21 protein-coding genes are annotated in these 22,065 nt (G+C 71.4%); 9 read left to right on the top strand and 12 right to left on the bottom strand.

All coding sequences use genetic code 11. The features are described from left to right. Positions 1-32 precede the first annotated feature (32 nt). The 12 genes from E1269_RS33745 to E1269_RS07040 all read right to left on the bottom strand — a co-directional run bounded on the left by E1269_RS33745 (position 33) and on the right by E1269_RS07040 (position 11,594). On the bottom strand, positions 33-3,164 hold the full coding sequence (locus E1269_RS33745) for an AfsR/SARP family transcriptional regulator (protein ID WP_131892825.1): 3,132 nt from the start codon (positions 3,162-3,164) through the stop codon (positions 33-35). Positions 3,165-3,175: 11 nt separating this feature from the next. Continuing rightward, a complete protein-coding gene (locus tag E1269_RS07090; protein WP_131892824.1) occupies positions 3,176-3,640 on the bottom strand; it encodes a hypothetical protein in 465 nt (154 codons plus the stop codon). Further along, positions 3,637-4,074, bottom strand: coding sequence for a TadE family protein (locus E1269_RS07085; RefSeq protein ID WP_131892822.1), 438 nt, complete (start codon positions 4,072-4,074; stop codon positions 3,637-3,639). The genes E1269_RS07090 and E1269_RS07085 overlap by 4 nt, the downstream gene beginning before the upstream one ends. A 1-nt stretch (position 4,075) precedes the next feature. Further along, complete coding sequence (locus E1269_RS07080) at positions 4,076-4,507, bottom strand: TadE/TadG family type IV pilus assembly protein (protein ID WP_131892820.1); 432 nt, start codon at positions 4,505-4,507, stop codon at positions 4,076-4,078. Positions 4,508-4,511: 4 nt separating this feature from the next. Then, entirely contained in the window at positions 4,512-4,712 is a 201-nt protein-coding gene (locus E1269_RS07075) for a hypothetical protein (RefSeq protein WP_131892818.1), read from the bottom strand. Positions 4,713-4,872: 160 nt separating this feature from the next. After that, positions 4,873-5,778 (bottom strand): type II secretion system F family protein, encoded by a 906-nt coding sequence (locus E1269_RS07070; RefSeq protein WP_131892816.1) that lies wholly within the window; start codon positions 5,776-5,778, stop codon positions 4,873-4,875. Continuing rightward, positions 5,775-6,683 (bottom strand): type II secretion system F family protein, encoded by a 909-nt coding sequence (locus E1269_RS07065; protein WP_131892814.1) that lies wholly within the window; start codon positions 6,681-6,683, stop codon positions 5,775-5,777. Before E1269_RS07065 ends, E1269_RS07070 begins: the two co-directional genes overlap by 4 nt. Further along, positions 6,680-8,290 (bottom strand): TadA family conjugal transfer-associated ATPase, encoded by a 1,611-nt coding sequence (locus E1269_RS07060; RefSeq protein WP_131892812.1) that lies wholly within the window; start codon positions 8,288-8,290, stop codon positions 6,680-6,682. The genes E1269_RS07065 and E1269_RS07060 overlap by 4 nt, the downstream gene beginning before the upstream one ends. Further along, on the bottom strand, positions 8,283-9,092 hold the full coding sequence (locus E1269_RS07055) for a CpaE/TadZ family protein (protein ID WP_131892810.1): 810 nt from the start codon (positions 9,090-9,092) through the stop codon (positions 8,283-8,285). The genes E1269_RS07060 and E1269_RS07055 overlap by 8 nt, the downstream gene beginning before the upstream one ends. Further along, a complete protein-coding gene (locus tag E1269_RS07050) occupies positions 9,092-9,793 on the bottom strand; it encodes an SAF domain-containing protein (RefSeq protein WP_131892808.1) in 702 nt (233 codons plus the stop codon). Before E1269_RS07050 ends, E1269_RS07055 begins: the two co-directional genes overlap by 1 nt. 41 nt (positions 9,794-9,834) lie before the next feature. Then, positions 9,835-10,383 (bottom strand): hypothetical protein, encoded by a 549-nt coding sequence (locus E1269_RS07045; RefSeq protein ID WP_131892806.1) that lies wholly within the window; start codon positions 10,381-10,383, stop codon positions 9,835-9,837. Positions 10,384-10,769: 386 nt separating this feature from the next. Then, on the bottom strand, positions 10,770-11,594 hold the full coding sequence (locus E1269_RS07040) for a hypothetical protein (protein ID WP_131892804.1): 825 nt from the start codon (positions 11,592-11,594) through the stop codon (positions 10,770-10,772). A gap of 276 nt (positions 11,595-11,870) precedes the next feature. On the opposite strand from E1269_RS07040, the gene E1269_RS07035 reads away from it, so the two are divergent. The 9 genes from E1269_RS07035 to E1269_RS06995 all read left to right on the top strand — a co-directional run bounded on the left by E1269_RS07035 (position 11,871) and on the right by E1269_RS06995 (position 22,059). Continuing rightward, positions 11,871-12,143 (top strand): hypothetical protein, encoded by a 273-nt coding sequence (locus tag E1269_RS07035; protein WP_131892802.1) that lies wholly within the window; start codon positions 11,871-11,873, stop codon positions 12,141-12,143. After that, complete coding sequence (locus E1269_RS07030; RefSeq protein ID WP_131892800.1) at positions 12,140-13,333, top strand: conjugal transfer protein; 1,194 nt, start codon at positions 12,140-12,142, stop codon at positions 13,331-13,333. Before E1269_RS07035 ends, E1269_RS07030 begins: the two co-directional genes overlap by 4 nt. 40 nt (positions 13,334-13,373) lie before the next feature. Further along, entirely contained in the window at positions 13,374-13,697 is a 324-nt protein-coding gene (locus tag E1269_RS07025; protein ID WP_131892798.1) for a hypothetical protein, read from the top strand. Positions 13,698-13,740: 43 nt separating this feature from the next. Then, on the top strand, positions 13,741-14,418 hold the full coding sequence (locus E1269_RS07020) for a hypothetical protein (RefSeq protein ID WP_131892796.1): 678 nt from the start codon (positions 13,741-13,743) through the stop codon (positions 14,416-14,418). Positions 14,419-14,432: 14 nt separating this feature from the next. Next, positions 14,433-17,084, top strand: a complete 2,652-nt coding sequence (locus tag E1269_RS07015) for an ATP-binding protein (RefSeq protein ID WP_203433071.1) — start codon at positions 14,433-14,435, stop codon at positions 17,082-17,084. An 8-nt stretch (positions 17,085-17,092) separates the two neighbouring features. Next, entirely contained in the window at positions 17,093-19,288 is a 2,196-nt protein-coding gene (locus E1269_RS07010) for an MAP7 domain-containing protein (RefSeq protein ID WP_131892794.1), read from the top strand. Between the two features lie 33 nt (positions 19,289-19,321). Further along, the gene (locus E1269_RS07005) at positions 19,322-19,894 is read left to right on the top strand and encodes a YbjN domain-containing protein (protein ID WP_131892792.1); all 573 of its coding nucleotides are present in this window, start codon (positions 19,322-19,324) and stop codon (positions 19,892-19,894) included. 516 nt (positions 19,895-20,410) lie between these two features. Next, positions 20,411-20,818, top strand: a complete 408-nt coding sequence (locus tag E1269_RS33290; protein WP_131892790.1) for a hypothetical protein — start codon at positions 20,411-20,413, stop codon at positions 20,816-20,818. 2 nt (positions 20,819-20,820) lie between these two features. After that, entirely contained in the window at positions 20,821-22,059 is a 1,239-nt protein-coding gene (locus tag E1269_RS06995) for a J domain-containing protein (protein WP_131892788.1), read from the top strand. The last annotated feature ends 6 nt before the right edge of the window (positions 22,060-22,065 follow it).

The following is a 22,065-nucleotide window of genomic DNA, read 5'->3' as shown; positions in this document are numbered from 1 at the left end:
CCCGTTGCTCCAGTCTGCGCGACGACACGACCTCAGAGGCGCTCCGGCACGCTCGGACGCTGCGGCACGGCCGAGAGCTCGGCGATGAGCCGAACCGTCGCCTCCTCGAGGTCGTCGCCCAGGTCGGCACTGATGGCGGTCAGCCTGGCGACCGCCTCGTCCATGCCCGGACGGTTGCCGGCCAGGTGCTCGGCCCGGATGCGGTCGCGCCACAGCAGCTCCATGCCCGGCTCGACCTGCAGCCCGATCGTGGCCGCCTTCCGCGCCAGGTGCGCGTCGCCGCCGCGCAGCGCCCGCTGGGCGAGCTCGTGCGCCGCATCGACGATGGTGGAGATCATCTCCTGCTTGCGGTGCTCGGCCCAGCCGTAGCGGCGCGGGTTGACGCCGGTGAACGGCTGGCCGCGGACCAGCTCGAGCGCCGCCACGAGCTGGCGGCTCCCGGCCACCGCCGGATCCGGGCCGACCAGCGACGTCCACTGGTCCCAGTCGGTGGTGACACCGGGGTTGAACCGGTACCCGGAGTCGACCCGGGGCAGGTAGTCGTCACCGTTGCGGTCGCGGCCGAACCAGCGCCGTAGCTTGGAGATGGCGGTGTTCCTGGTGTTCTGCGTGACCCGGCTGCCCGGCCACATGGCCTCGTCGAGCGCCGCATGGCCGCGACCGGGGTTGAGCGCGATGTAGGCGGCGATCTCGGTGAGCTGCCGGTACTTCGACTGCTCGACCGGGCCGGTGGCGTCCTCGACCTCGACCGGGCCCAGCAGCAGGATGGTGGGACCGTCGCCGCCGGCCATCTCGCCCGCCGTGGCGTCGTACCCGGCGGCCGGGCTCGCGAGCTCGTCGTGCCCGAACTCGGCTTCCAGGCTCTGCAGCAGGCCCGGCCCGGGCGAGACAAAGGGGTCCGTGGCCTCGCGGTGACCGGCTGGCGGCGGCGCCGGAGGTGTGGTGTCGGGAAGGCTGGGCTCCGGGCGCGACGCTGGCCGCTCGGCGATGCCGAGCAGGTCCAGGATCTGCGCGTACTGCCGCTGGTCGAGCCGCTGCGGCCGGACGTCGACGCCGACTGGTCGCAGGACCGCGGCGTCGGGGTCGTCGGGCGACAGCTCCAGCGACCAGCTGCTCTCGGCGCTGCGGCCACTGGTGACGGCGGCGACGGCGACCCTGGGCAGCGCCTCGACGAGCTCGGCGAGCTGGACCCGCTGCCGGCTGTCGAGCGGCTGCCCGAGCAGCACGATCTCGGGTGTCCAGGTGGCCGCGGCCAGACCCTTCGCCCGTGCGTCGTCGAGCGACCAGGCGCCGGACTCCGCGAGCGCCTGGCGGTCCTGCCGGGCCCGACGGTCCAGCTCGTCGAGCAGGCTGCCGACAGAGGACAGCTGACGGATGCGGCCCGTATCGAGTCCGCTGGCCAGCTCGGGGCAGGTGCCGACCAGTGTGACCTGGAGGTCGTCGGCCCACGGGCTGGTGGCCAGCTCGACCGCGAGGGCGGCCAGGACCTCCTGCGACGGCTCCGGCTCGCCGGCGATGGCCAGGGTGCCGAGGCGCTCGAGGTCGAGCAGCAGGTGACCGTCCTCGGGACCGTGCCCGACGGTGACCAGGCTCGGGTACGGGGCGGGCACGTCGCGCAGCTCGTCGGCGTCGAGCTGGTCGCGGGCGCCGGCCGGCAGGAACCAGACATGGCCCTGGTCGGTGGCGACGAACGGTTCGGGGAGCTGGGCCGGTTCGGTCAGGTACAGCTCGAACTGATCCGACGTCAACCGGCCGATGCGCAGCGGCGGCAGCGGCGTGCCGTTCCGGGCGCATTCGGCCGCCAGCCGGCGCAGGGCGAGGTCGACCAGCTCGACGCTCATGGGGTCGGCGACGCCGCGCAGTTCCTGCTCGGTGTCGGCCAGCGCGCCCGCTGGCATCGCGATGCGCTCGCCGGGCTCACGCCGCCGCTGCTGGGACCGGCGCTTCGTGGCCAGGTAGACCAGGACTCCGGCGGCCAGCAGGGCCCCGACGCCGGCGGTGGTGCGCACCGGGACCGCCGGCAGGTCGGAGTCGGCGACGGTCTGGCTGCCAGGGCCGCTCACCTGGGGCTGCTCGTCGGCAGGCTGCTCCTCGGCGGGCGCTTCGGCGGCCGGCTCGTCCTGGGAAGGTGCCTCGTCGGCCGGTGGCTGCTCGGGCGGCGCGACCGGCTCCTGTGCCGGCGGCTGCTCAGGTGTCCCACCGGCGGGTTCGGCACTGGCGCCGGGAACCGTGATGGTCCAGCCGGGCCGGATGAGATCCGGGTCGCGCAGGTGGTCGCCGTCGGGCTGGACGGTGTGGCGTGAGGCCTCGACCAGCTCCGGGTACCGTGCGCCGTCACCCAGGTGCTGCTCCGCGATGCCCCACAGGGTGTCGCCTTCGACCACGACGTGCTGCGCCGGGGCGGCGCCGGTGTCGGCCACCGGGGGCGCGGCGTCCGCGGGCAGGAGGAGCTGCCAGCCCGGTGCGATCCAGTGGGTGCCGTCGAGGGTCCGGCCACCGGGCTGCGGGCGGCCGTAGTTCAGTTCGGCGATCTCGGGCCAGCGGGCCCCGTCGCCCAGGTGCTGCTCGGCGATCCGCCACAGCGACTCGCCGGAGCGGACGGCGTGAGTGGGCTGTGCCGTCGTGCGTGCCGCCTGAGCCGTCTCTACGGCTGGGGAGGCCGCGGCGGCGGGTGCCTGGGCCGGGGTGGCCTCGGTGATGGGCGTGGCCTGGCTTGTGGGCGTGGCGGTCGGTGTGGCGGCCTGCGCCGGCGCGGTCGCCGTCGCGACCCCGACCGGGCCGACGACGAAGACGGCGGCGACCGCGGCCACCAGCCCGGCCGCGGCCCGCTGCTGGAACCGCAGCGCCGGGAGCCGCGGCGCCCGGCGGCCGCTGACTGCCGCCGGGATCTCTACCAGCACGCTGGCCGCGAACGTCGCCCAGCCCAGCCAGGCGATCCACACCAACGCCTCGAGGAACAGCGTGCCGTCGTCCGGCGAGGTCAGCGCGGAGGTGACGTCGTCCCAGCTCGGCATGGTGTCGGGCAGGGGGTTGCCGGCGATCGCGAGCAGCGCCAGCGGGATGCCCACCAGCACGGCGACGATGACGACCAACGCTCCCAGGCCGCGGAGGACGGATCCGGCCGTGCGCCTGGGGCGGGCGGTGCGATGTGTCCGAGTAGGCACGGGGATTCTCCTCACTCCTCGGTGCCGACGCCGCGAGCCAGCCGCGCCTGCGCGGTGCCGGTGGCCTGGGACGTCGGCTCTCCGATCAGGGACAGGAAGACGTTGTCGTAGGTGACGACGGTGTCGACCTGGACCGTGGTGTCGTTGACGCGCCGGCAGTCGACCGGCTGCCCACCCGCCTGCGTCACGTAGGACGTCGCGGCCTGGCAGGCCTGGGGGAAATCGATGGTGGGGTGCCCGGCGCCGGCGCCGTCGACGATGACGGCCTGAGCACCGGTGCGGGCGGCCTCGGCGGCCATGGCGTTGGCGCGCTGCATCGCCCGGATGCGCCCGCCGCCGTCGACGACCAGGCCGATCGCCAGGAACAGCGCCATGACGATGACGACGGCGAAGATGGCGACGGCGCCGCGCTCATGGTCGTGCCCGCCGCCACGGACACCGTCGCGCCGGCTCGGCCGCCACCCCCGCGCGCTCATCCGCGCATCCGGTAGGTGTCGAGCGGGCTGCGCACGGTCTCGGTGATCTCCCGCGACCCGGGCAGGCCGGGGATGGCGACGTCGGAGAGTTGGACCTGGCAGGTGACCCGGGCGGCCACGGTGGCCGGCTCGCCCGGTGGTCGGTCGAACTGGCTGGTGTCGATCTCGATGACCGGGCCGCCCACGCACAGCAGGTCCTGCTCGTTCAGGGAGGCCTCGGCGGCATCGCGGCCCCGCGTCTGCGCGTCGGCCTCGGTGCGCGCCAGCGACGCGGCCCGCGCGGCCTCGGCCGCGGCGTGCTCGACCGAACCACCGGCGATGGTGACGCGGCCGCCCAGCACCAGAAGCGCGATGATCATGAGCAGACCGGGCGCCACCACGGCCAGCTCGACGGTGGCCGAGCCGCGCTCCCTGCTCGTCGCGTGCCCGGCCATGTCAGTCCGGCCCGGTGAAGCGCTCGACGGGACCGCTGGCGGTCTGCGAGATCTGGTGCCCGGACCACCCGGGGAACAGGCTCTGCGACGACCCCTCGACGGTGATGGTGACCTCGATCTCGCCGCCGCTGCCGGCGACGGCGACGCCGCTGAGGACGCCGTCGGCGCCGGCCCGCGCGGCGAAGTCGCGGGCCTCGGCGACACCGGCGTCGAGCGAGCCACCGCTGGTGGTGGCCGCCCGGACGCCCTCTTCGGCGGCAGCGAGCGCGACGTTGCGGGCGTGGTACCAGAGCGCACCCTCGATGACGCCGAAGGTGATCAGGAGCACGACCGGGAACAGGACCACCAGCTCGAGCGTCGCCGCGCCGCGCTCGCCACGCCCGGGGAGGCGGCGACGCGGCCGACGACGCTCGTCAGGTGGCCGGCGGCTCATGACGCTACTGGATCTTCGCTTGTTCGCGGTTGATGACGCCGATGATGATGCCGACGAGCGCGACGGCGGCGACGAACACGGCGGCGGCGATCACGACGTACTCGAGCGTCGTGGCTCCTTGCTCGCGGCGGCGCTCGGTGATCTCGGCGTAGCGGTCGCGCAGCTCGGCGGACAGGACCGTCATCCATGTCTGGAGTTGCAGCATTGGCGTGGTTCCTCTCGGGGGTGCGGGCTGTCCCCAACCCGTCACATCTGTAGGCATGTCCGGGGAGACTTCTGTGACGGTCGGGACCTGGAGAATTACCGACGCGGAAGACCCGACGACGGGCCGCCGGCCGACGGCAATGGAAGCAACAGGTCAAAAATCATTCGAGCATACGCATCACCGTCGGAGCAGCTAGTAGAGCCATGAAAACGACGCCCAGGAGGGCGACTGGCATGACCATTCGTTCGCTGTCGGCGTTCGCTCGGGCGTGTTCTGCCGACAGCGTCGCGTCGCGCAGTCCACTGGCTCGCGCGCGCAGGCTCTCGTAGACCGTGGCGCCCTCCTCTCCTGACAGCCGCATGATGTCGGCCAAATCGTCCAGATCGTTCAGGCCGAGCTGCACCGACAGGGTGTGCAGCCCTTCCCACGGCGTGGTGCCCGACCATCGGGCCCGCGCCAGCTCCTCGCGCAGCCGCTGGAACACCCATGAGTCGCCCACCTCGGCGGCGTTCTCCAGCGCCTGGGTGGAGCCGGCCCCACCGGCGCGCTCCAGCGCGACGAGGTCGATGTAGGCGCCAAGGGCGCGGGTGAACTCCTCGCGGGCGTTGCTGGCCTTCTGCCGGGTCTCGATGTCCGGCAGGAACCACATGACGACGGCGAGGATGAGGCCGACGAACGCCGGCACGGTGAACGGCAGCGAGACGCCGGTGATGCGCAGGGTCAGCGCCAGGATGGCTGGGAAGGCCAGGCCCAGCAGCGCCCACAGGGCCTTCTCGCCGAAGTAGCGGTATGCCGGGATCCGCAGCAGGTCGAGCTCCTGGCGCGGCAGCCGGAAGCCCACCAGCGTCGGCAGCCGCTGCTCGAGGAACCGGCCGATGCGGTCCTGGAACAGCGACGACGACTGTGTGAGCTGCGCCTCGAGTCGTCGAGTCGGCTCGGTGCCGGTGTCGTGCAGCCGGAAGAGCGTGGCCCGCAGGTGCGGCTGGGACGGCACCAGCTCGCGCACCACCAGCGTCAGGCCCAGGCCGGCCAGCGCACCGGCGAGGATGCCGAGCTCCCAGATCATCGGCCGACCTCCGTCCGGTCGGGCACCGGGGTGCGCAGGTCCCAGCCCATGATCCGGGGCAGCGGCTTGGGCCGGGTTATCTGGCGCATCCACAGCAGGCACAGGACGTAGCAGCTGAGCAGGACGATGAGCACGATCTGACCGATGGGCGTGCCGTACGGCTCGATGTAGCCGCTGTTGAACGTCATGAACGCCAGCACGACCAGGGTGATGATGGTGACCATCCGGGCCGTGGTGCGCGGCTTGGACCGGTCGGCCTCGATCTTGCGGCGCACCTGGACGTCCTGCGCCACGGTCGAGGCCAGGCCTTCCAGCACGGCGGCCAGCCCGGCACCGCGCCGGGTGGCCCCGAGGATCAGAGACGACGCGATCAGGTCGCCGGTGGCGTCGTCCAGGTCGTCGGCGAACGCGCGCAGCGCGGCCACCGTCGGCCAGCGCGCACGCAGCCGTGCCACCAGGGTCGTCACCTCGGGCCGAATGGCGTCCGGCGTGGACTTCATGGTCGCGGTGATGGCCTGCTCGAGCCCGACGCCGACGGTGAGCACACCGGCCAGGGAGCGGGTCCACTCCTCCATCGCCTCCAGCTTCGCGACGGGAGTGGCCGACGCCTGGGGCGCCAGCAGTGCGGGCAGCCCGATGAGCGCCGCCGGAACCAGGAGCACCAGGATCAGCCAGCCCGTCAGCAGCCAGCCCACCATGCCTCCGGCCAGCCCGATGCCCAGGAGCACCCGCAGCTGGCGGGCGGCGGCGTTGCGGCCGCCGGTGGCGCTGACGAACCGCGCCTTGACTCGCTGGCTCGTCGTGGCCGGTCGGGCCTGAGCCGGTTGCGGGATCAGGCCGACGACGACCAGCATCAGCCCGCCGAGCACCAGGATCGCGGCCAGCGCGGCCGCGAACGGGGTCATGGGACGCTCCCGTGGTCGAGCAGCCGCGGGTTGAAGCCGACGCGTTCGAGGTCCGGCAGCCAGATCGGCGGCGTGCCGGGGACGGCGTGCCCGTCGTGCCCGGGGTGGAACACGTCGGTGATCGCCGGGAGGCCGTGCTCGCCCGGCTCGATGGCGATGATCTCGCTGATGTAGCGGGTGCGCTTGCCACCGGCGTGGCTGTCGTCGTGGAGCTCGATCTGCACGACGATGTCGATGTGTTCGGCGATCTGGCGGTACGCGAACGACTCGGTGACGTGCTGGCCGGCCTCCATCGCGCACGTGACCAGCCGCTCGATGGCGGCCCGTGCGGAGTGCGCGTGCGTGGTGGACAGGGAGCCGGCGCCGGACTGCATGGCCTTGAACATCGGCAGCACCTCGCGGCCGCGGACCTCTCCGACGATCAGCCGGGAGAGGTTCATGCGCAGTGAGTCGTAGACGAGGTCGTCGAGGGTGATCTCGCCGATGGCGCGGCCGTCGGGCCCGCGCTCGCCGCTGCCTGGCCGGGCCTCCCACGCCACGATGCGCTTGTGCCGTTCCGGCATGTCGTGGAGGTGGAGCTCGTACTCGGTCTCGATGGTGCCGATGCGTTCCATCGGATCGAGCTCGTTGGTGAGGGCCCGGACCAGCGTGGTCTTGCCGGCGCCCTGCGCTCCGGAGACGACGAGACTCTTGCGGGCGCGGACCGCGGCCGTGAGGAACGCCGCCGCGGCCGGGCTGAGCATGTCGAGCTCGACCAGGTCGTCGACGCCGATGTCGGTCAGGCGGTGCCGGCGGATGACGGCCACCGGGCGCGGCGTGATCCACGCGGTGGCCGCGAGCCGGGAACCGTCGCGCAGCCGCAGGTGCAGGCGCGGGTTGGACGGCGAGAACGGACGCTCGTTCGCGCTGGTGCGGGTGGCCAGGAACGACAGCGTCTCGATCAGCTCCTCGTCGCTGTCGGCGACCGGCGGGCCCACCACGATGCGGCCGTCGCTGTAGATGAGGTGGACGTTGTCGTGCCCGTTGATCTCGATGTTCTCGATGTCTGGGTCGTCGACGAGCGGCTGCAGCCGGCCGAGGCCGAACAGCGCGGCCATGATCGCCTCGGCGAGCTGGATCTGCTCGTCCGGCGTGATGATCGGCAGGCCCTTGGTGAGTGCGCGCTCGGCGTGGTCGGCGAGCAGCTCGACGACGATGCTGCGCCCCAGCTCCCGCCGGCCGCCCTCGTCCAGGCCCTCCCGGCTGCGCAGCGCGTGGGCGAGCTGATCGGCCGCCTGCTCGCGGTAGGCCCGCACCAGGCCCCAGTCGACCTCGCCGCGGCCAGGGCCGCGGCGCAGGGTGGCGCCGTTGCGCTCCAGCGCGGTGAGCTCGCCGTCCGAGGCTCGCCGGGCGTGCATGCCCGCCGGTGCGGCAGGTCCACGCTGGCCGACGGCGCTGGCCGAGGCAAGGCGAGCCTGCAGGGAGCGGCGCAGGTCGCTCTGGCCGGCCGGGCCGCTGAGCGAGATGTGGCCGTCGCCCCAGTCGTCGACGGAACCCTGGCCGCCCTCCGGCTCGGCGAACAGCGGGAGGTTCTCCAGGCTCGCCGCGGCGTTCGTGGGGTCAGCCATAGGTGCGCTCCTCCATCAGGGTCTCCGGCGCGGGAGCCAGCCGGGTCCGGTGCCGCTCGATCAGCTCGTGCACGGCACCGATGACGACGCGGGTGCTGCGGAACAGCGGCGCCGCCGCGAACTTGCGCCCGTACGCCGCGCCCTGGCTCAGCGAGTCCGAGGCGGCTTGGTCCCACGCCATGGCCGCCAGCACCGGGGTGGACAGCGCGGAGCGGATCTCGCGGGCCCGGTAGGGCTGACCCTCGCCGACGAGCAGCACCGCCAGCGTGTCGTCGCCCTGACCCAGCTCGACGAGATCCTCACGCAGCAGGTGCACCCGGGCGCGTGCGGCACTGACAGCCGGCAGCGTGGTCCGGGTGACCAGCAGGACGGCGTCCGCGGAGCGCAGCAGCGGCATCGGCCCGTGCTGCATGCCCAGCCGCCCCGCGTCGATGATGACGTCGGTGCCGGTGCGTTCCAGGTTGGCCAGCACCATGCCCAGTGGCGACCACAGCTTGTCCATGCTGGCCGCCTGCTGGGCGTTGACCAGCCCGGGAACCAGCCGGACGCGGTTCTCGATGAGTCCGATGGTCTGGTCGTAGAAGCGGTCGTCCAGCACGCCGCGCCGATGCGAGACGGCCAGGCTGACGAGGCCGCGGTCGGGCGGAACGGTGCCGCGCAGGTAGCCGGCGAGGATGCTGCTGCTGCCCGCGACGTCGGCCTCCACGAGCACGACCGGCCGCGGCCACAGCATGGCCATCGCCAGCGCCGTCGTCGTCACGCCGGGTGCTCCGCGAGCCGAGGTGAGGGCGACGACCGCCATCAGTCGCCTCCCGCCCTGGCCATCAGCACGATGACGATGCGGCCGGTGGCGACGCGCGCGGCCAGGTCGGGAGCCCGGACCTCGGGCAGGACGACGTCGACGATGCGCTGGCCGGACTCCTCGTCCAGCGACGATCGGACCACGGTGGCCTCGATGGAGTCGGGGGCGCCCGACGGCGGTTCGTCCTGCGCGTTCGGGGTGTCGACGATGCGGACCACATCGCCCGGGCGCAGCGGCTCGGCCGGCAGCTGGGCGGCGGTGACGGCCACGCCGACCATGGCCTCGCCCTCGCCCGGCTGCAGGACGTCGTCGAAGCTGCCCTCCGTCAGGAGGCTGCCGGCGCTGAGGTCGCTGGTGGCGTACTGACCGGCGATCTCGCCGGTACGTGAGGCGCGGATGGGCTCGAGGCTGGGGTCGGCGTTGATGCTCGCCGTGGTGAGGTCGCTCGCCTCGATGATCTCGCCCCGTGCGACGTCGTTGCGCAACGCGATGACGTCGACGGTGTTGCTGACGCTGGTGGCCAGCCAGGCGGCGCCCAGGCCGCCGAGGGCGACCAGCGCCACGCCGAGCCCGATCAGGGCGGGGCGGCGGCGCTGCTTGGGCGGCGCCGCCACGGCCGGGCCGAGCTTGGACTCGGCGATCTCGAGGTCTGGGTCGTCGACCTCGTCGGGAGCCGGCTGATGGGTGGGGGGCGAACTCATCGTTGCCGTCCTGGTGCTTTATCCGGGGAAGTTGATGTCGATCATGCGGAACCATCGAGGTAGCGGGCAAGTGCAAGGGTCGCCAGACGGCTGCGGGAGCCTGCGCCGAGCTCGTCGACGAGCCTGTCGAGCACCTCGTAGTCCTGCTCGTACAGACGGATGTTGAGTGGGGACAAGGGCTGGGCCACCGGTAACCGGGGCTTCGCTGTGCGGGCTGTGAAGAGGCGACCTCCGATGCTGTTGGACTCATTGTGCAGTTTGACCAGGTGTTCGTGCCCGGCTTCGATCGCATCGATGAGGATTTGACCGTTGGAGCGCCCGGACCGCTGCCGCTCGGCGACGATGAGCGGCAGCAGCGACGCGGGCACGTGCACGACGCTGGGGCGGATGACTCGCGCGGGCCCGGCTGCCGGATCCTCCGGAAGAGGGCCGCGGTCGGTCAGCGTCGGCCCGGTCAGCGTCGGTGGAGTGGGCTGCGGCGGCGCGGGCTCCAGCGGCGACGGTTCGATCGGCCGGCCGGGGAACGTCTCGGCGGGCAGCCGCTGGCCCGGCACGCCGGCACCGGAGCCGGCCGCCGGGTCGGCAGCCATGGCCGGCCCGTTCGCGGACGCCTCCGGGTTGCCGGGGGTCATCGCGCGGGTGGTCTCGGGTCCATTGTGGGGAGGCTGGAACCCGCCGTGGGCGCGCCTCGAACGTGCCGGACGGCGCGCGCGGCGGCGTCGCGGGAAATACAGTGGGTCATGCCAGCCTCCCGGGGAAGAGGTGTGAGACCGGGTCGCCCTGAGACCCGCCTCGTCCATGAGGGTATGTGACTGGACACAAAACTGCATAGGCCGCGAATTGTTAAGTCTTGGCAGCCATCGGGCGACTACATGCCCCATACAGGCCCCGCACGACGGCGCCGGCCGCCGGCTCGGCGGTGAGATCGGGTCGCGATGAAATAGGCGGAAGGTGGCGCGGGCGCGCGGCCGTGCGGTCAGGCCGCCAGCGGCAGTGGCACGTCGTCGTGGATGCGCCGCGCCACTTTGCGCAGTGCCCGGCTGGCCCGTTGCCGGGCCGCCGCCCAGCTCAAGCCGTGCCGCTGCGCCGCTGCCGGGCCGCCGTCGCAGCCGGGAGCCGGCGTGTAGATGTCCAGGATCAGCGTCGCGTCCGCGGCCGTGATCGTGCCCTGGTCCACCGCCCACGTCAGCAGGTTCAGCAGCTCGAAGTCCGCCGGGGGACGCTCCTGCGCGGCCGGCGCCGCGGTGGCGCTGATGTCCAGGACGTCCGGGCTGGTGGGCGTCTCGGTATGGTGGTGCGTCAGCTCCGTGGTGACGGCGCGCAGCGTCTCCATCGCGATGTTCGCAGCCACCTTCGCCGGGCGCCGCTCGACGGGGTACGTGGCGATGATCGTCCACAGCGCGGCGACGGCGGTGTGCTCGAGGCTGGTCCGTGAGTCCCGGCCGGCTCGCGTCATCGCGATGCGGACCGCCTTGCCGAGCATGACCTGCAGCACGGTCCGGCCGGCGAGTCCGTCGCCGTCTCGTGCCAGCCGTAGTAGGGCGAGCAGGATCTCGTCGGTCCGCTCGCCGGTCGCGGCGACGACCGCGCGCTCGACGTCGGAGAGGCAGGCATTGCCGGCCAGCGCCTCGTACCGGTCCGCCCACCGTTCGACGACCACCTCGGTAGCTGGGTCGTCGCACAGCCGGACCCACTCGCCGTTGAGCTGCCCGACGAGGCTGGCGTCGGAGCGGCGACGGGCGCCGGTGCACGTGGTGTCGTGGGCGGTGTCGCCGGGTCGGGTGGTGATGGCGGTCGGCATGTCTGTCTCCTCCGGGGTGGATCGACAGACTCACCCTGGTCAGGTGCCCTTGCCGAGCGTCTTGCCCGACCTGCCCCCAGGGTGGTTCGCCTTCTTGCCCGCGCGCGGGCAACGCCCGGCCGGAGCTTGCCCGGATACCGGAACGTCCCGATTGCCCGGTTCGCGCTCGCTGGGCGTTCGGGAGGCCCGCGGCGAAGTCCGCTCCATCCACCCGTCACAAGACGGCACTCCGCGACACCTACTCCGTCAACGACCTGCCGACGGAGGAGCCCTCAGATGGAACAGCGCTTCAGCAACCGGCAGTCCCTCATGGACGCGGCGACGGTTCTGGCCGCGCGGCGGGCGATCGACCGCGAGCTCGCGCACCTGATCGCCGACCCGTTCGACCGCGAGGCCGCGAAGCGCCTACACGAGGCCGTCGGCGCCAACGCCGATCGCGCGCAGGAGGCCCTCGAGCGCCTGTTCCAGGTGACGGAGCTGCGTGAGCCGTGGGCGGCCGAGGCGATCGGCCCGGCCGCCGACCCCGCTCACGAGGACCCTGCACCATGAAGATCAACTGGGGCTTCGGGCCACCCAAGGACACCGGCGACGACGCGGCGGCGCCGAAGGGCGAGACCACGTCGTCGGAGCAGCACACCTGGACGGCCGGCTCCGGCATGGCCACCCGCGTCATCGTCGGGTTGCTGTGGGCGGCGCTGATCGCCGGCCCGCTCGCGCTGGCCATGCAGGTGCTGTTGCCCGACCAGCAGCCCATCGTGCGCCAGGACGGCTACGTCGACCGGATCGGCGAGGCCGCCGCGGTGAGCGAGTTCGCCGAGCGGGCCGTCGTCGCGTGGCTCGAGACCCCTGCCGAGCAGGCGCCCGAGCTTCGGGCGTACTACGGCGATCTGCCGCAGAACCGGCCCGAGGTGCCCTGGACCACCAACGGCTCGGCGGTGGCCGAGATCGTCAAGGACGACAGCGGCCTGTGGTCCGTCGTCGTCGGCGTCGACGCCACCGAGGGACGGGTCGAGGCTGAGGCCGCGGCCGATCCAGCCGCGACCACCGACGCGCCGGCCACCGCCGCGCCGGCCGATGGCGAGGACGACGCCGAGCCGGTCCAGCGCGTGACCTCCGGCCGCCTCTACTTCCAGTTGCCCGTCCTGTACGTCGAGGGCCGCATGACCGCCCAGGCGCTGCCGGCGCCGGTGCCGGCGCCCGCAGAGTTCGACCGGCTGCAGTCGGCCTACGTCCATGACTTGCCGTCCGACCACCCCGCGTTCGCACGGGTCTCCAACTTCCTGACCGCCATGCTCGTCACCGGCGACCAGGCCGAGCTCGAGGCATACAGCAACCCGGGCACGTCGTTCCGGGTGCTCGACCCCGTCCCGTACGCCGACGTCCAGGTCACCAACATCGTGGCCACCGGCGAGGACGCGCCGGCCGAGGAGCCCGAGGACGGCCAGCGCGTCGAGGTCCAGGCCAACGTGACGCTGAGCGGCTCCAACGGCGAGGAGCTGGGCGCGCAGTACTCCCTGGAGCTGCTGGCCCGGCAGGGCCGGTGGGAGGTGGCCGAGCTGCGCACGTCGCCGGCACTGGCCGAGCCCGTGCCGATCCCGACGCCCACCAGACCGACCCCTGGGACGAGCGGCTCGGACAGCCCCTCGTCCGGCAGCTCGTCCCAGGACCCAAGCGACGAACCGACGAGGGAGGCCGGATCAGACCCAGCGCAACCGGGGTCGACCACCGAGTCGCCCTAGAGCACCCGCACCATCAGCCCGCATCCAAGGAGAAGGAGCCATGAGCCTCATCACCACTCTCGCGGCGACGGCACCCGACCTCGCCTCGTCGAACACCGTCGTCCACGCCGGCCTGCTCGACTGGACGTCGACCACCGCCACCGACCTGCAGGACGTTCTGCGCGTGGTCGCCATCACCGTGGCCATCCTGTTCGTCGTCTACAAGGCGGTCCAGTCGAAGTTCGCCATCGGCACCATCGTCGTCTCGGCGCTGGCGGCCGGCGTCTTCATCTGGCTCGTGTTCAACGTCACCGACGTCAGCGACACGGTCGGCGAGGACCTGCCCGGGTCAGCGCCGGCGTCCACGTACGTCGACGTCGGCTGACCCCGTCCGCCCACGACCGAGCCACGAACGGAGGTGATTCGCGATGGCCGACGACGCCGAGGAACTCGAGACCGTCAAGTACTACACCCGTGCCCGGAAGTTCCCGCAGCTGCTGGGGCGGATGCCTGACGGCACGAAGATCCCCGGTGGGCCGTACACCGTCCAGCAGTTGCTGGCGGCCATCGCGATCATCGTCGTCGGCGGGCTGACCATCGACACGTGGGGCGTCTTCGGCAGCCTGGGCAACGTCGCCGTGCTGTTCGGCCTGGCCTTCGGCGTGGTCTTCCTGATCGGCCGGCTGCCCATGAACGGGCGCAACCCGCTGTTCGCCCTGCTCGGTCTGTACCGGGCGATCAACGCGCCCGTCACCGGCCGGTACCAGGGCAAGCCGGTGCGGTTCCGGCGCCCGCGGCGGGTCCGGCACCGCGTCAACGTCTACCTCGGGCCGCTGCCCGACACCGAACCCTGGGCCGGCATGGAGCCCGAGGTACAGCCGATCGGCCAGATGCCCGCCGGGCTGCGTCGCAAGCTCGACCGGGCGATCCCGGCGGTCGAGGCCGAGCGGGTCGGCGAGGCGGCGCCGGTCCCGGTGACCGGTCCGCTCAGTGGGGTCCAGGCGCTGCTCGCCCTGCTGCCCGCCGACGACGGTGCCGGAGCACCATCCGCCCCCGAAGGCCGCACGCCGGCCCACCCAGCCCGCAGGGGCGGTTCCAGGAGATGACGGGGTGATGAACGATGCGTAGTCCGGCTCGTGCGATGGCCGGTCACATGCTGTGGTCGCGCGGAGGCACGGTGTGGGCCACCTGGCGCCTGCAGGCCCTCCCGTACGGCTTCCGCCCTGACAAGGACAAGCACAGTGTCCGGGCGGCGCACCAGGCACTGCTGCGGTCGCTGCCCGGCGAGGCGCTGCTCATCGGAGCGTGCGCGGCACTCGATCCGGCCGCCATCGTCGAACGGATGATCAACGGCATCCCGCTGGAGGAGTGCCCGGAGTGGGCGGCGGAGTGCGAGGCCACCCTCGACACGCTCGACGAGCTGGCGCTCGGGCAGCGCACGTTCTGGCTGAGCGTCCCGCTGCGCAACCGCGGCCGGTTCGGCAACCTCGGCGAGTCGTTCCACGCCGCCGTCGACGACTTCCGCGACCAGCTGGCGCTGCCCCGTCAGGGCCTCTCGCCGGCGGAGCTGAAGTCCCGGGTCGAGCAGGCCAGGAAGATCGAGCTGGGCATCCCTGGGGTGTTCCGGCCCCGCCAGGCTTCGGTCGCGCAGCTGGTCTGGCTGTACCAGCACACGCTGCAGCGCGGGCTCTTCGCCGACATGGACCTGCCCGAGACGAAGGCCGACCACGACGCCGCGGTGCTGCCGCGCCACGGCGTGCTCTGGCCGGACGCCCTGATCGACGAGGGCGGCCAGTCCGAGCTCGACCGCAAGCAGCTCAAGTCCTGGAACCCGCTGCGCCGCAAGTACGTCAAGATCACCCAGCCCGATCAGCCGGACGCGGTGTCGTACCAGGGTCTGCTGGCGCTCGCCGACACCCCGGCCGACGGCATGGTCTTCCCCGGCGGCGAGTACCTGGGCCGCGTCGACGACTCCGGCCTCGACGTCGACTGGGCGGTACGGCTGCACACTCGGACCCGCGAGGAGGTCATCGCGCGCAACCGCCGCGCCGTCGCCAACCTCAACGACCAGTTCCTGCAGCAGGAGGGCCAGCTCTCGACCGGCATGCACGCCATCGAGCGGTCCGCCCGCGACCTCGCCGAGTACGAGGCGCTGCTGTCCGCCGACGACCTCGAGGTCGAGGTCGAGGCGACCGTCATCTTCTGCGTGGCCGGGCGTACCGGCGAGCAGGTGATGGAGCAGGCGAAGGAGCTGCAGGCGTTCTACGGCGCGTCGGGGTTCAAGCTGATGCACCCGTTGGGCAACCAGGAGGACCTCTGGTGGGCGATGCTCCCCGGCACGCCGCTGGCGAAGTCGGTGCGCGAGTTCGCCCAGATCACCACGTCGCACTCGTTCTCCGCATCGGTGCCGATCGTCACCACCGACGTCGGCGACAACAAGGGCACCCTGCTGGCCCTCAACATCTCCACCGGCCAGACCGGAGTGGTCCACCACGACCCTGCCGGTGCCACCACCCGGCTCGACGTCTCCGGTTCGCTGGCCGTCGCCGGTGAGCTGGGTGCGGGCAAGTCGGTCGCGCTCAAGAAGATCGCCGCCGACACCGTCGACCGCGGCGGCCGGTTCATCGCGCTGGACCGCACCGAGTCAGGCGAGTGGGTCACCATGGCCCAGGCGCTCACCACGCCCACCATCGTCTCCGTCGTCGACCCCACCATGAGCATGGATCCACTCCGGGTGTTCGACCGGCACACGGGCTCGCGGGTGGCGCAGTCCTTCCTGACCCCGCTGCTCAACGTGTCGCCGACGTCCGAGCGCGGCGTCCTGTTGTCAGAGGTGCTCGAGGTCGGCTACCTGACCCGGCACGGTATCCGCGGGCTGGGCAACCTCACCGCTCACCTGCTGGAGAGCTGCACCCTGGACGGCGCCTACGAGCTCGGCCGGCTGATGAACGTGTTCGCCCGCAAGGAGTTCGGCCGGGTCATCTTCGACTCCTCGCTCCCGCCGGTGGAGCTGAGCGACCGCGCCATCGTCTTCTGGACCCGCACGCTCGAGCTGCCCGACCGCGACGAACTGCAGCACGCCCACCTGTTCGAGCAGATGAAGCTGGAGAAGATCTTCGGCCGGGCCATGTACGCGCTGATGGCCAGCATGAGCCGACAGGTCTGCTTCGGCGACCGCTCCGAGTTGGCGCTGTTCATCGTGGACGAGGCACACCACGTCACCGCATCGCCGGAGGGCGAGCGCGAGATCACCCTGTTCGTCCGCGACGGCCGCAAGCACCAGGCGGCGGTCGCGCTGGGCAGCCACGACCCCGAGAGCGACTTCGGCGATGCCACCCTGCGGGGCCTGATCCCCACTCGCATCCTCATGCGACACCGCGACAAGACCCTGGCCAAGCGCGGGCTGCGCTGGCTCGACCTCGACCCGGAGGACGAGTCGCTGGTGGCGCTCATCACCGAGCACACCAGCCCGGTGGGCCCTGACGGCGTCCCGGAGATGCGCCGCGGTGAGGCACTCATGCGTGACGCACTCGGCAACGTCGCCCGCATCAAGGTCATGCCGCCGTCGCGGCCGGAGCGGTTCGAGGCGATGAAGACGTCGCCCCCCGAGGTCGTCATCGGAGGCCGGGCCGTCGGTCCGGGCGGTTGGGACGCCGAGCCCGACGCCGTCGAGCCCGGGTCCGACGCGGCGGCCGCGCTGCAGCGCGGGCGGAACGGACACCGGGCCGCCGGTGAGCTGGAGCCGGGCGTGACCACCAAGGCCGCGGGTTAGGGGCCGGGATGAGCATCGTCGCCGACTCCGTCGTCATCGTCGCCGAGGCCTGCCGCGTCGGCGAGGGCGGTGGCCTGGGCGGCCAGCACCTGGCCCCAGCCGGCAGCTGCGAGCTGTCGGCCTTCCACGTGCAGCTCGGCCTGGCCGGTGGCATCACGGACCCCTTTCACCTGATCTTCAAGGTCCTGATGACGATCACCTGGGCCATCTACCAGTTCCAGGTGATCGCGCTGGCGTGGGTCACCGACTTCGTCCTCGACATGACCTGGCTGGACTGGTTCGCCGGGTTCGCCGGCGCGGTCCAGGACTGGGTGGCCGGCCTGCTGACCAACCTCAACATCTACGTCACGATGCTCATGGTCACGGCACTCGTGTGCGTGATCTGGATGGCCCGCGGCATGTGGGGCAAAGGCATCGTGCAACTGCTGATATCGGTGATCGTGGCCAACTACGCCCTCGCCGCCATCAGCTACGACCGCGAGCACCCGGAGAACAACCTCACCCCGTTCAGCCCGGTCACCTGGCTGCTCGGTGGCAACGAGGACGGGCTGCTCTACGACGCGCGCGACACCGCCAACCACCTGGTCGACACCCTCACCGCCGACCTCGACGAGCTGCCCGGATCGGCCGAGCAACCGAGCTCACCGGGCCAGAGCATCCTCGAGACCTTCCTCTACCACCCGGCGATGCTGGTCAACTTCGGCCGGGTCCTCGACGGTGAATGCGAGCAGGCGTACGTCATCACGCTGTCGCACGCGGGCAACAACACCTCGAAGGACGACCTCAAGGAGGCCCTCGACGGGCTATCCGGCGAGGGCTCCGCCGCCGAAGGGGTCGACACCGGCTCCGAGCTCACCGACCCCGGCACCTGGTGGGGCGGCACCGGCGACGAGCCGGTCAACTACGACCCCGAGGTCTGGAAGGTCGTCGGCAGCTGCGTCGCCGACGACGTCGACGCGTTCGCGAAGATGGCCCGCCCGGACAGCTGGATGGCCCAGCTGGCCGTCCAGCCGGCCGTGACGATCCTCGCGGTGCTGATCCTGATCATTGCCTGCGTGGTGTTCATCGCCGGCATCTCTGCGCTGGTGCAGTGCGTGAAGCTGCTGGTCACGCTGATGCTGGCGATCCTCCCCGGCGGCGCCCGCTCGGCGCTGTGGCGCAACATCGGCCAGCTGTTCGCCACCGTCCTGATGCTGATGTTCTGCATCGTCTTCCTCGGCGTGTTCCTCAGCGCCCTCACCTACCTCATGTCGTCGGGCGAATCCCCGATCGAGGACGGCGGCACCGCCATGTGGGCGCAGATCGGCAAGTTCCTGCTGGTCGACCTCCTCCTCGTCGCTGGCATCGTCCTCTTCTGGCGCGGCCGCGGCGCGGTCAACGACACCAAGGAACGGGTCGCGGCGGCCATGTCCTCCCGCTTCGGAGCCGGCGCCGGTGGTGGCGGGGGAGGCGGCGGCTTCGGCGGCGGCCCTGGCATCATGCCCAACCAGGGCGGCGGGATGGCCCGCCTGGCCGGACGGTTCAACACCGTCAGCGACGCGGCTCGGAACGTCGGCGGCTCCTCCGGCCAGGGCCGCCTGCAAGGCGTCATCCGGCGAACCTCCCAACTCGCCGGTCAGGTCGGCCTCGCCTGGGCCACCGGCGGCGGCTCCGTGGTCGCCAAGGGCGGCGCCGCGGCGGCCAAGTCGTACGCGGGCAGAGCAGCTCGGGACTTCGTCGCCAACCAAGCCGGCAGACCCGTCGAGTTCGCCCGTCGGGTTCGGGTGGAGCGGCATCTCAGGCAGGGCAACCACGCGGCCGTCAACCGGATCAACACCCAGCGACGGCGTGCCGAGATGGCTCGTGCTCAGCGCAGTGATCAAGCACGGCTGCGGAAGTTCGATCGTGACACGCGCCGCGCGGAACGTCTCGCCAGGATCAGCGGCGGACGATTCGGCGCGGAGCGCGCGAACCCTGCGCCGGCCGAGCGTCGCCGGCTCATCGCGGAGATGCAGGCAGAACGCCGGCGGCTGAACCGTCATCACCATACGCAGAGCCAGGACGAGAAGAGCCAGCTGACGCCGGAGCAGCGGGTCGTCGCGGATGCGCGTGACCGCAGGCTCGAGGAGCAGGACAGATGGCGGCGAATCCGGGAGGATCAACAGAACGCCCGGCGAGAGGCACGCCGCAGGAGGAAGGACGGCGCAGGTGATGGCCGAGTTTGATCGTCGTGTCAGCCGGACGGAAGGAGATCTGACATGAGCCAGCTCGACAGGCTACGAGCGCAGCTTCCGCCGTCGGACGACTACGTCCTGCGTCGCCAGGCCGCCTCCCCCGCAAGGACGGGCGAAGTGAGCGATGCCACGACGCGGACCGACGGCACGTTGCCCGGACAGGTGCGTGACCTCGTCCGCGCCGTGCTGGACCACATGGCGGCCGTGTATGTCGAAGACGACGGAGAGTTCATCGGGAGGTGGGAGAACGGCTTCTTCGATTTCGGCGCCCTGGTCGACACCGACGGGCGGGCCGACGTCCTCCAGGTCCACGCCGTCTGGGAACGGTTTCTTCCTGTCGAGGACCACTCGGCGGCGGCGCTCTTCGCCAACGAATGGAACTCTGAACGTGTCTGGCCCAAGGTCTTCGCGCGGGTCGAGGATCAGCTCGTCGGACTCCACACCGAGGTCACCGTTGACCTCGGACCTGAGCCAACGCTGGACCAGGTGGATCGTGTGATCAACACGGGCATCGTGTCGTCACTTGCCGTCTTCGACGAGGCCGAAGCGGTGTTCAGTCAAGCGCAGGTGATCTCAGCTGAGGTCGACGACGAATGACAGCCTCACGTCAGCACCCTAGGGTTGATCCATCACTGCTCGGGCGGAACAGGACGACAGAGCATGTCGGCATTGCAGCGCAGGAGGCGTGACGCGCCACAGCGGCGCCCATCGTCCACGGATTCCGCCGTCGAGCCAGGAAGATCCGCATCCACCCTTGACGTCGAGTTCGAATCCGCGTCGGTGTCGGAGTGGGAGACGTGGGACCAGGTGCCCGCTGTCGTCCTCCTCGCCCTCGCTGACGCTGGATGTGAGCCCTTCGAGGCGATCGTCGGCGGTGCCAACCGCCCGGACGTGGTGAGCTGGGACGGAGAACAGGTCGAACGTGCGGATGCCTGGGCAGTCGAGGACGACATCTTGACGATCGTCGAGGCCGTTCGACCTGCGCGAAGCGTCGAGACGAGTCCGCCATGGCGGTTGACGGTCCGGCGATTCCCGTTCGTGGGCGAGGTGAAGGACCGCGCCGGCACTGTTCCCGTGGACGCCGATCTTCGCCGGGACTCCGACGAGCGGGGCATGGACGACGACCGCCGCGGTGCTGGTGTTCTGGATGTGTTACCTCAGCCGGTCCGCCGCCAGATCTTGGACACCGTGCACCATCCGTCCTTCGACGACGAGTTCCTGCTCCAGTACGCGAAGAAGGGCAGGCCTTGGAAGCAGGAGGCCGGCGTCCTCCGTGCGACTGACCGGGTGATGATCGCAGTCCATGCGAAGCGGCAGATCGAAGTGCCGCGGCGATGGTCCGAGCGACGAGCGGAGGCCGTTCTCGCCGCGACGCCATGGCACGTCCAGGCGCTGACCGCCCGGCTCGGTCCCGAGGAGGTTTTGGTCCTTTCCACCCAAGGCGCGGCCACGCTGGCCGTGGAAGGCGATCGTCGTGTGGCGCTGCCGCCGGCATCGGGCGACCCTCGACGATTGGGTTGACCGTGTCCGAGCTCGACTACTACGAACTGCTCGATGTGCCACCCACGGCCAGCTCCGCCGAGATCAAGGAGGCCTATCGGCGAGCCGTCCGAACAGCGCATCCTGATGTCGGCGGTACGAGCGGCATGTTCCGGCTGCTCACGGCGGCGTACGAGACGCTGAGCGATCCGGGCCGGCGCGCCGACTACGACGCTCAGCTTGGTCATGGTGAGCGACCGCGCGAAGTGGACCGAGAACAAGCACCGCACGACCGGCACCAGTCCGAGTCGGGTGAACACGACGCTGACGGCGGCTGGGGTCACGAGACCACCTGGAACGTCGACGATCGCACCGCATCAGTTGAGCGGGACAGGCCGGACTCATGGGCCCATGGCCGAGGTGGTCGAGTCGCCTTCCGGACCCTGACCGGTGCTCTGGTCGCCAGCATCGTCATCGGCATTGCCTTCCTGCTCTACAACCCCGGTGCGCTCCAGCCCGCATCGGCCGGCACAGACCTGTTGGGCTGGTACGCGGATCGGCCCGGGGTCCGGCTGGTCGTGACCCTCGCGTACATCGTGCTCCTCGGTCTGGCTTGGATTGCGTCCGCGCGTGGCCTGCTCGTGGTTCATGGTGCGTTCACGGCTGCGGTGGTGGCCTGGCCGATCGCGTATTGGGACATCGCCAGTGGTGCGGCGCGTTGGTCCTACGTCGCCGGTGTCCTGCTGTGGCTTCTCTACAACGCGATGCTCGTCGGCTACATGGCCTTGGCCGGCGCCCGCCAGGAGCTTAGGCGATACGAGGACAGCTTCGGAGCGCGAGAGCCCGGCTCGTTGACGCTGTGGGCCCGAAGTGAGCGCGGAACGGTCGCGCTGCGGGTCGGATACGCGGTCGCTGCCGCCCTCTTCCTCGTCCTGGCCTGCGTCCTGGTCTTCGGCCACGACCTCATCCGCCCGGACGCGGCTGGAGCGGATGCTCTGGGCGCCGCCCTGCACTATCCGATCGCTGTCGCGGTGCTCGTTGCCGCCTACGGGTTCGTGGCGTACATCTCGATCCGCTATCCGCCGAATGGCCTGGAGTATCTGCACCTCGGTGTCGCGGTGAGCTTGGCGGGCTGGCCGCTGGCCTATTGGGACATCGCGACCACCGACGAGCGGTGGATGTTCGGCCTGGTCATGTCGACGTGGGTGGTGTACGTCGCAGTCTTCTACGGCACGTCGTCGATCATCGATCGGCGCAGGCCCACCCCGGAGTGGAGCCGGTAGGCGTCG

It is taken from the genome of Jiangella asiatica, assembly GCF_004349065.1.
GTDB lineage: Bacteria > Actinomycetota > Actinomycetes > Jiangellales > Jiangellaceae > Jiangella > Jiangella asiatica.
The sequence above is the reverse complement of the archived record's forward strand: the minus strand, read 5'-3'. Positions and strand labels throughout refer to the sequence as shown.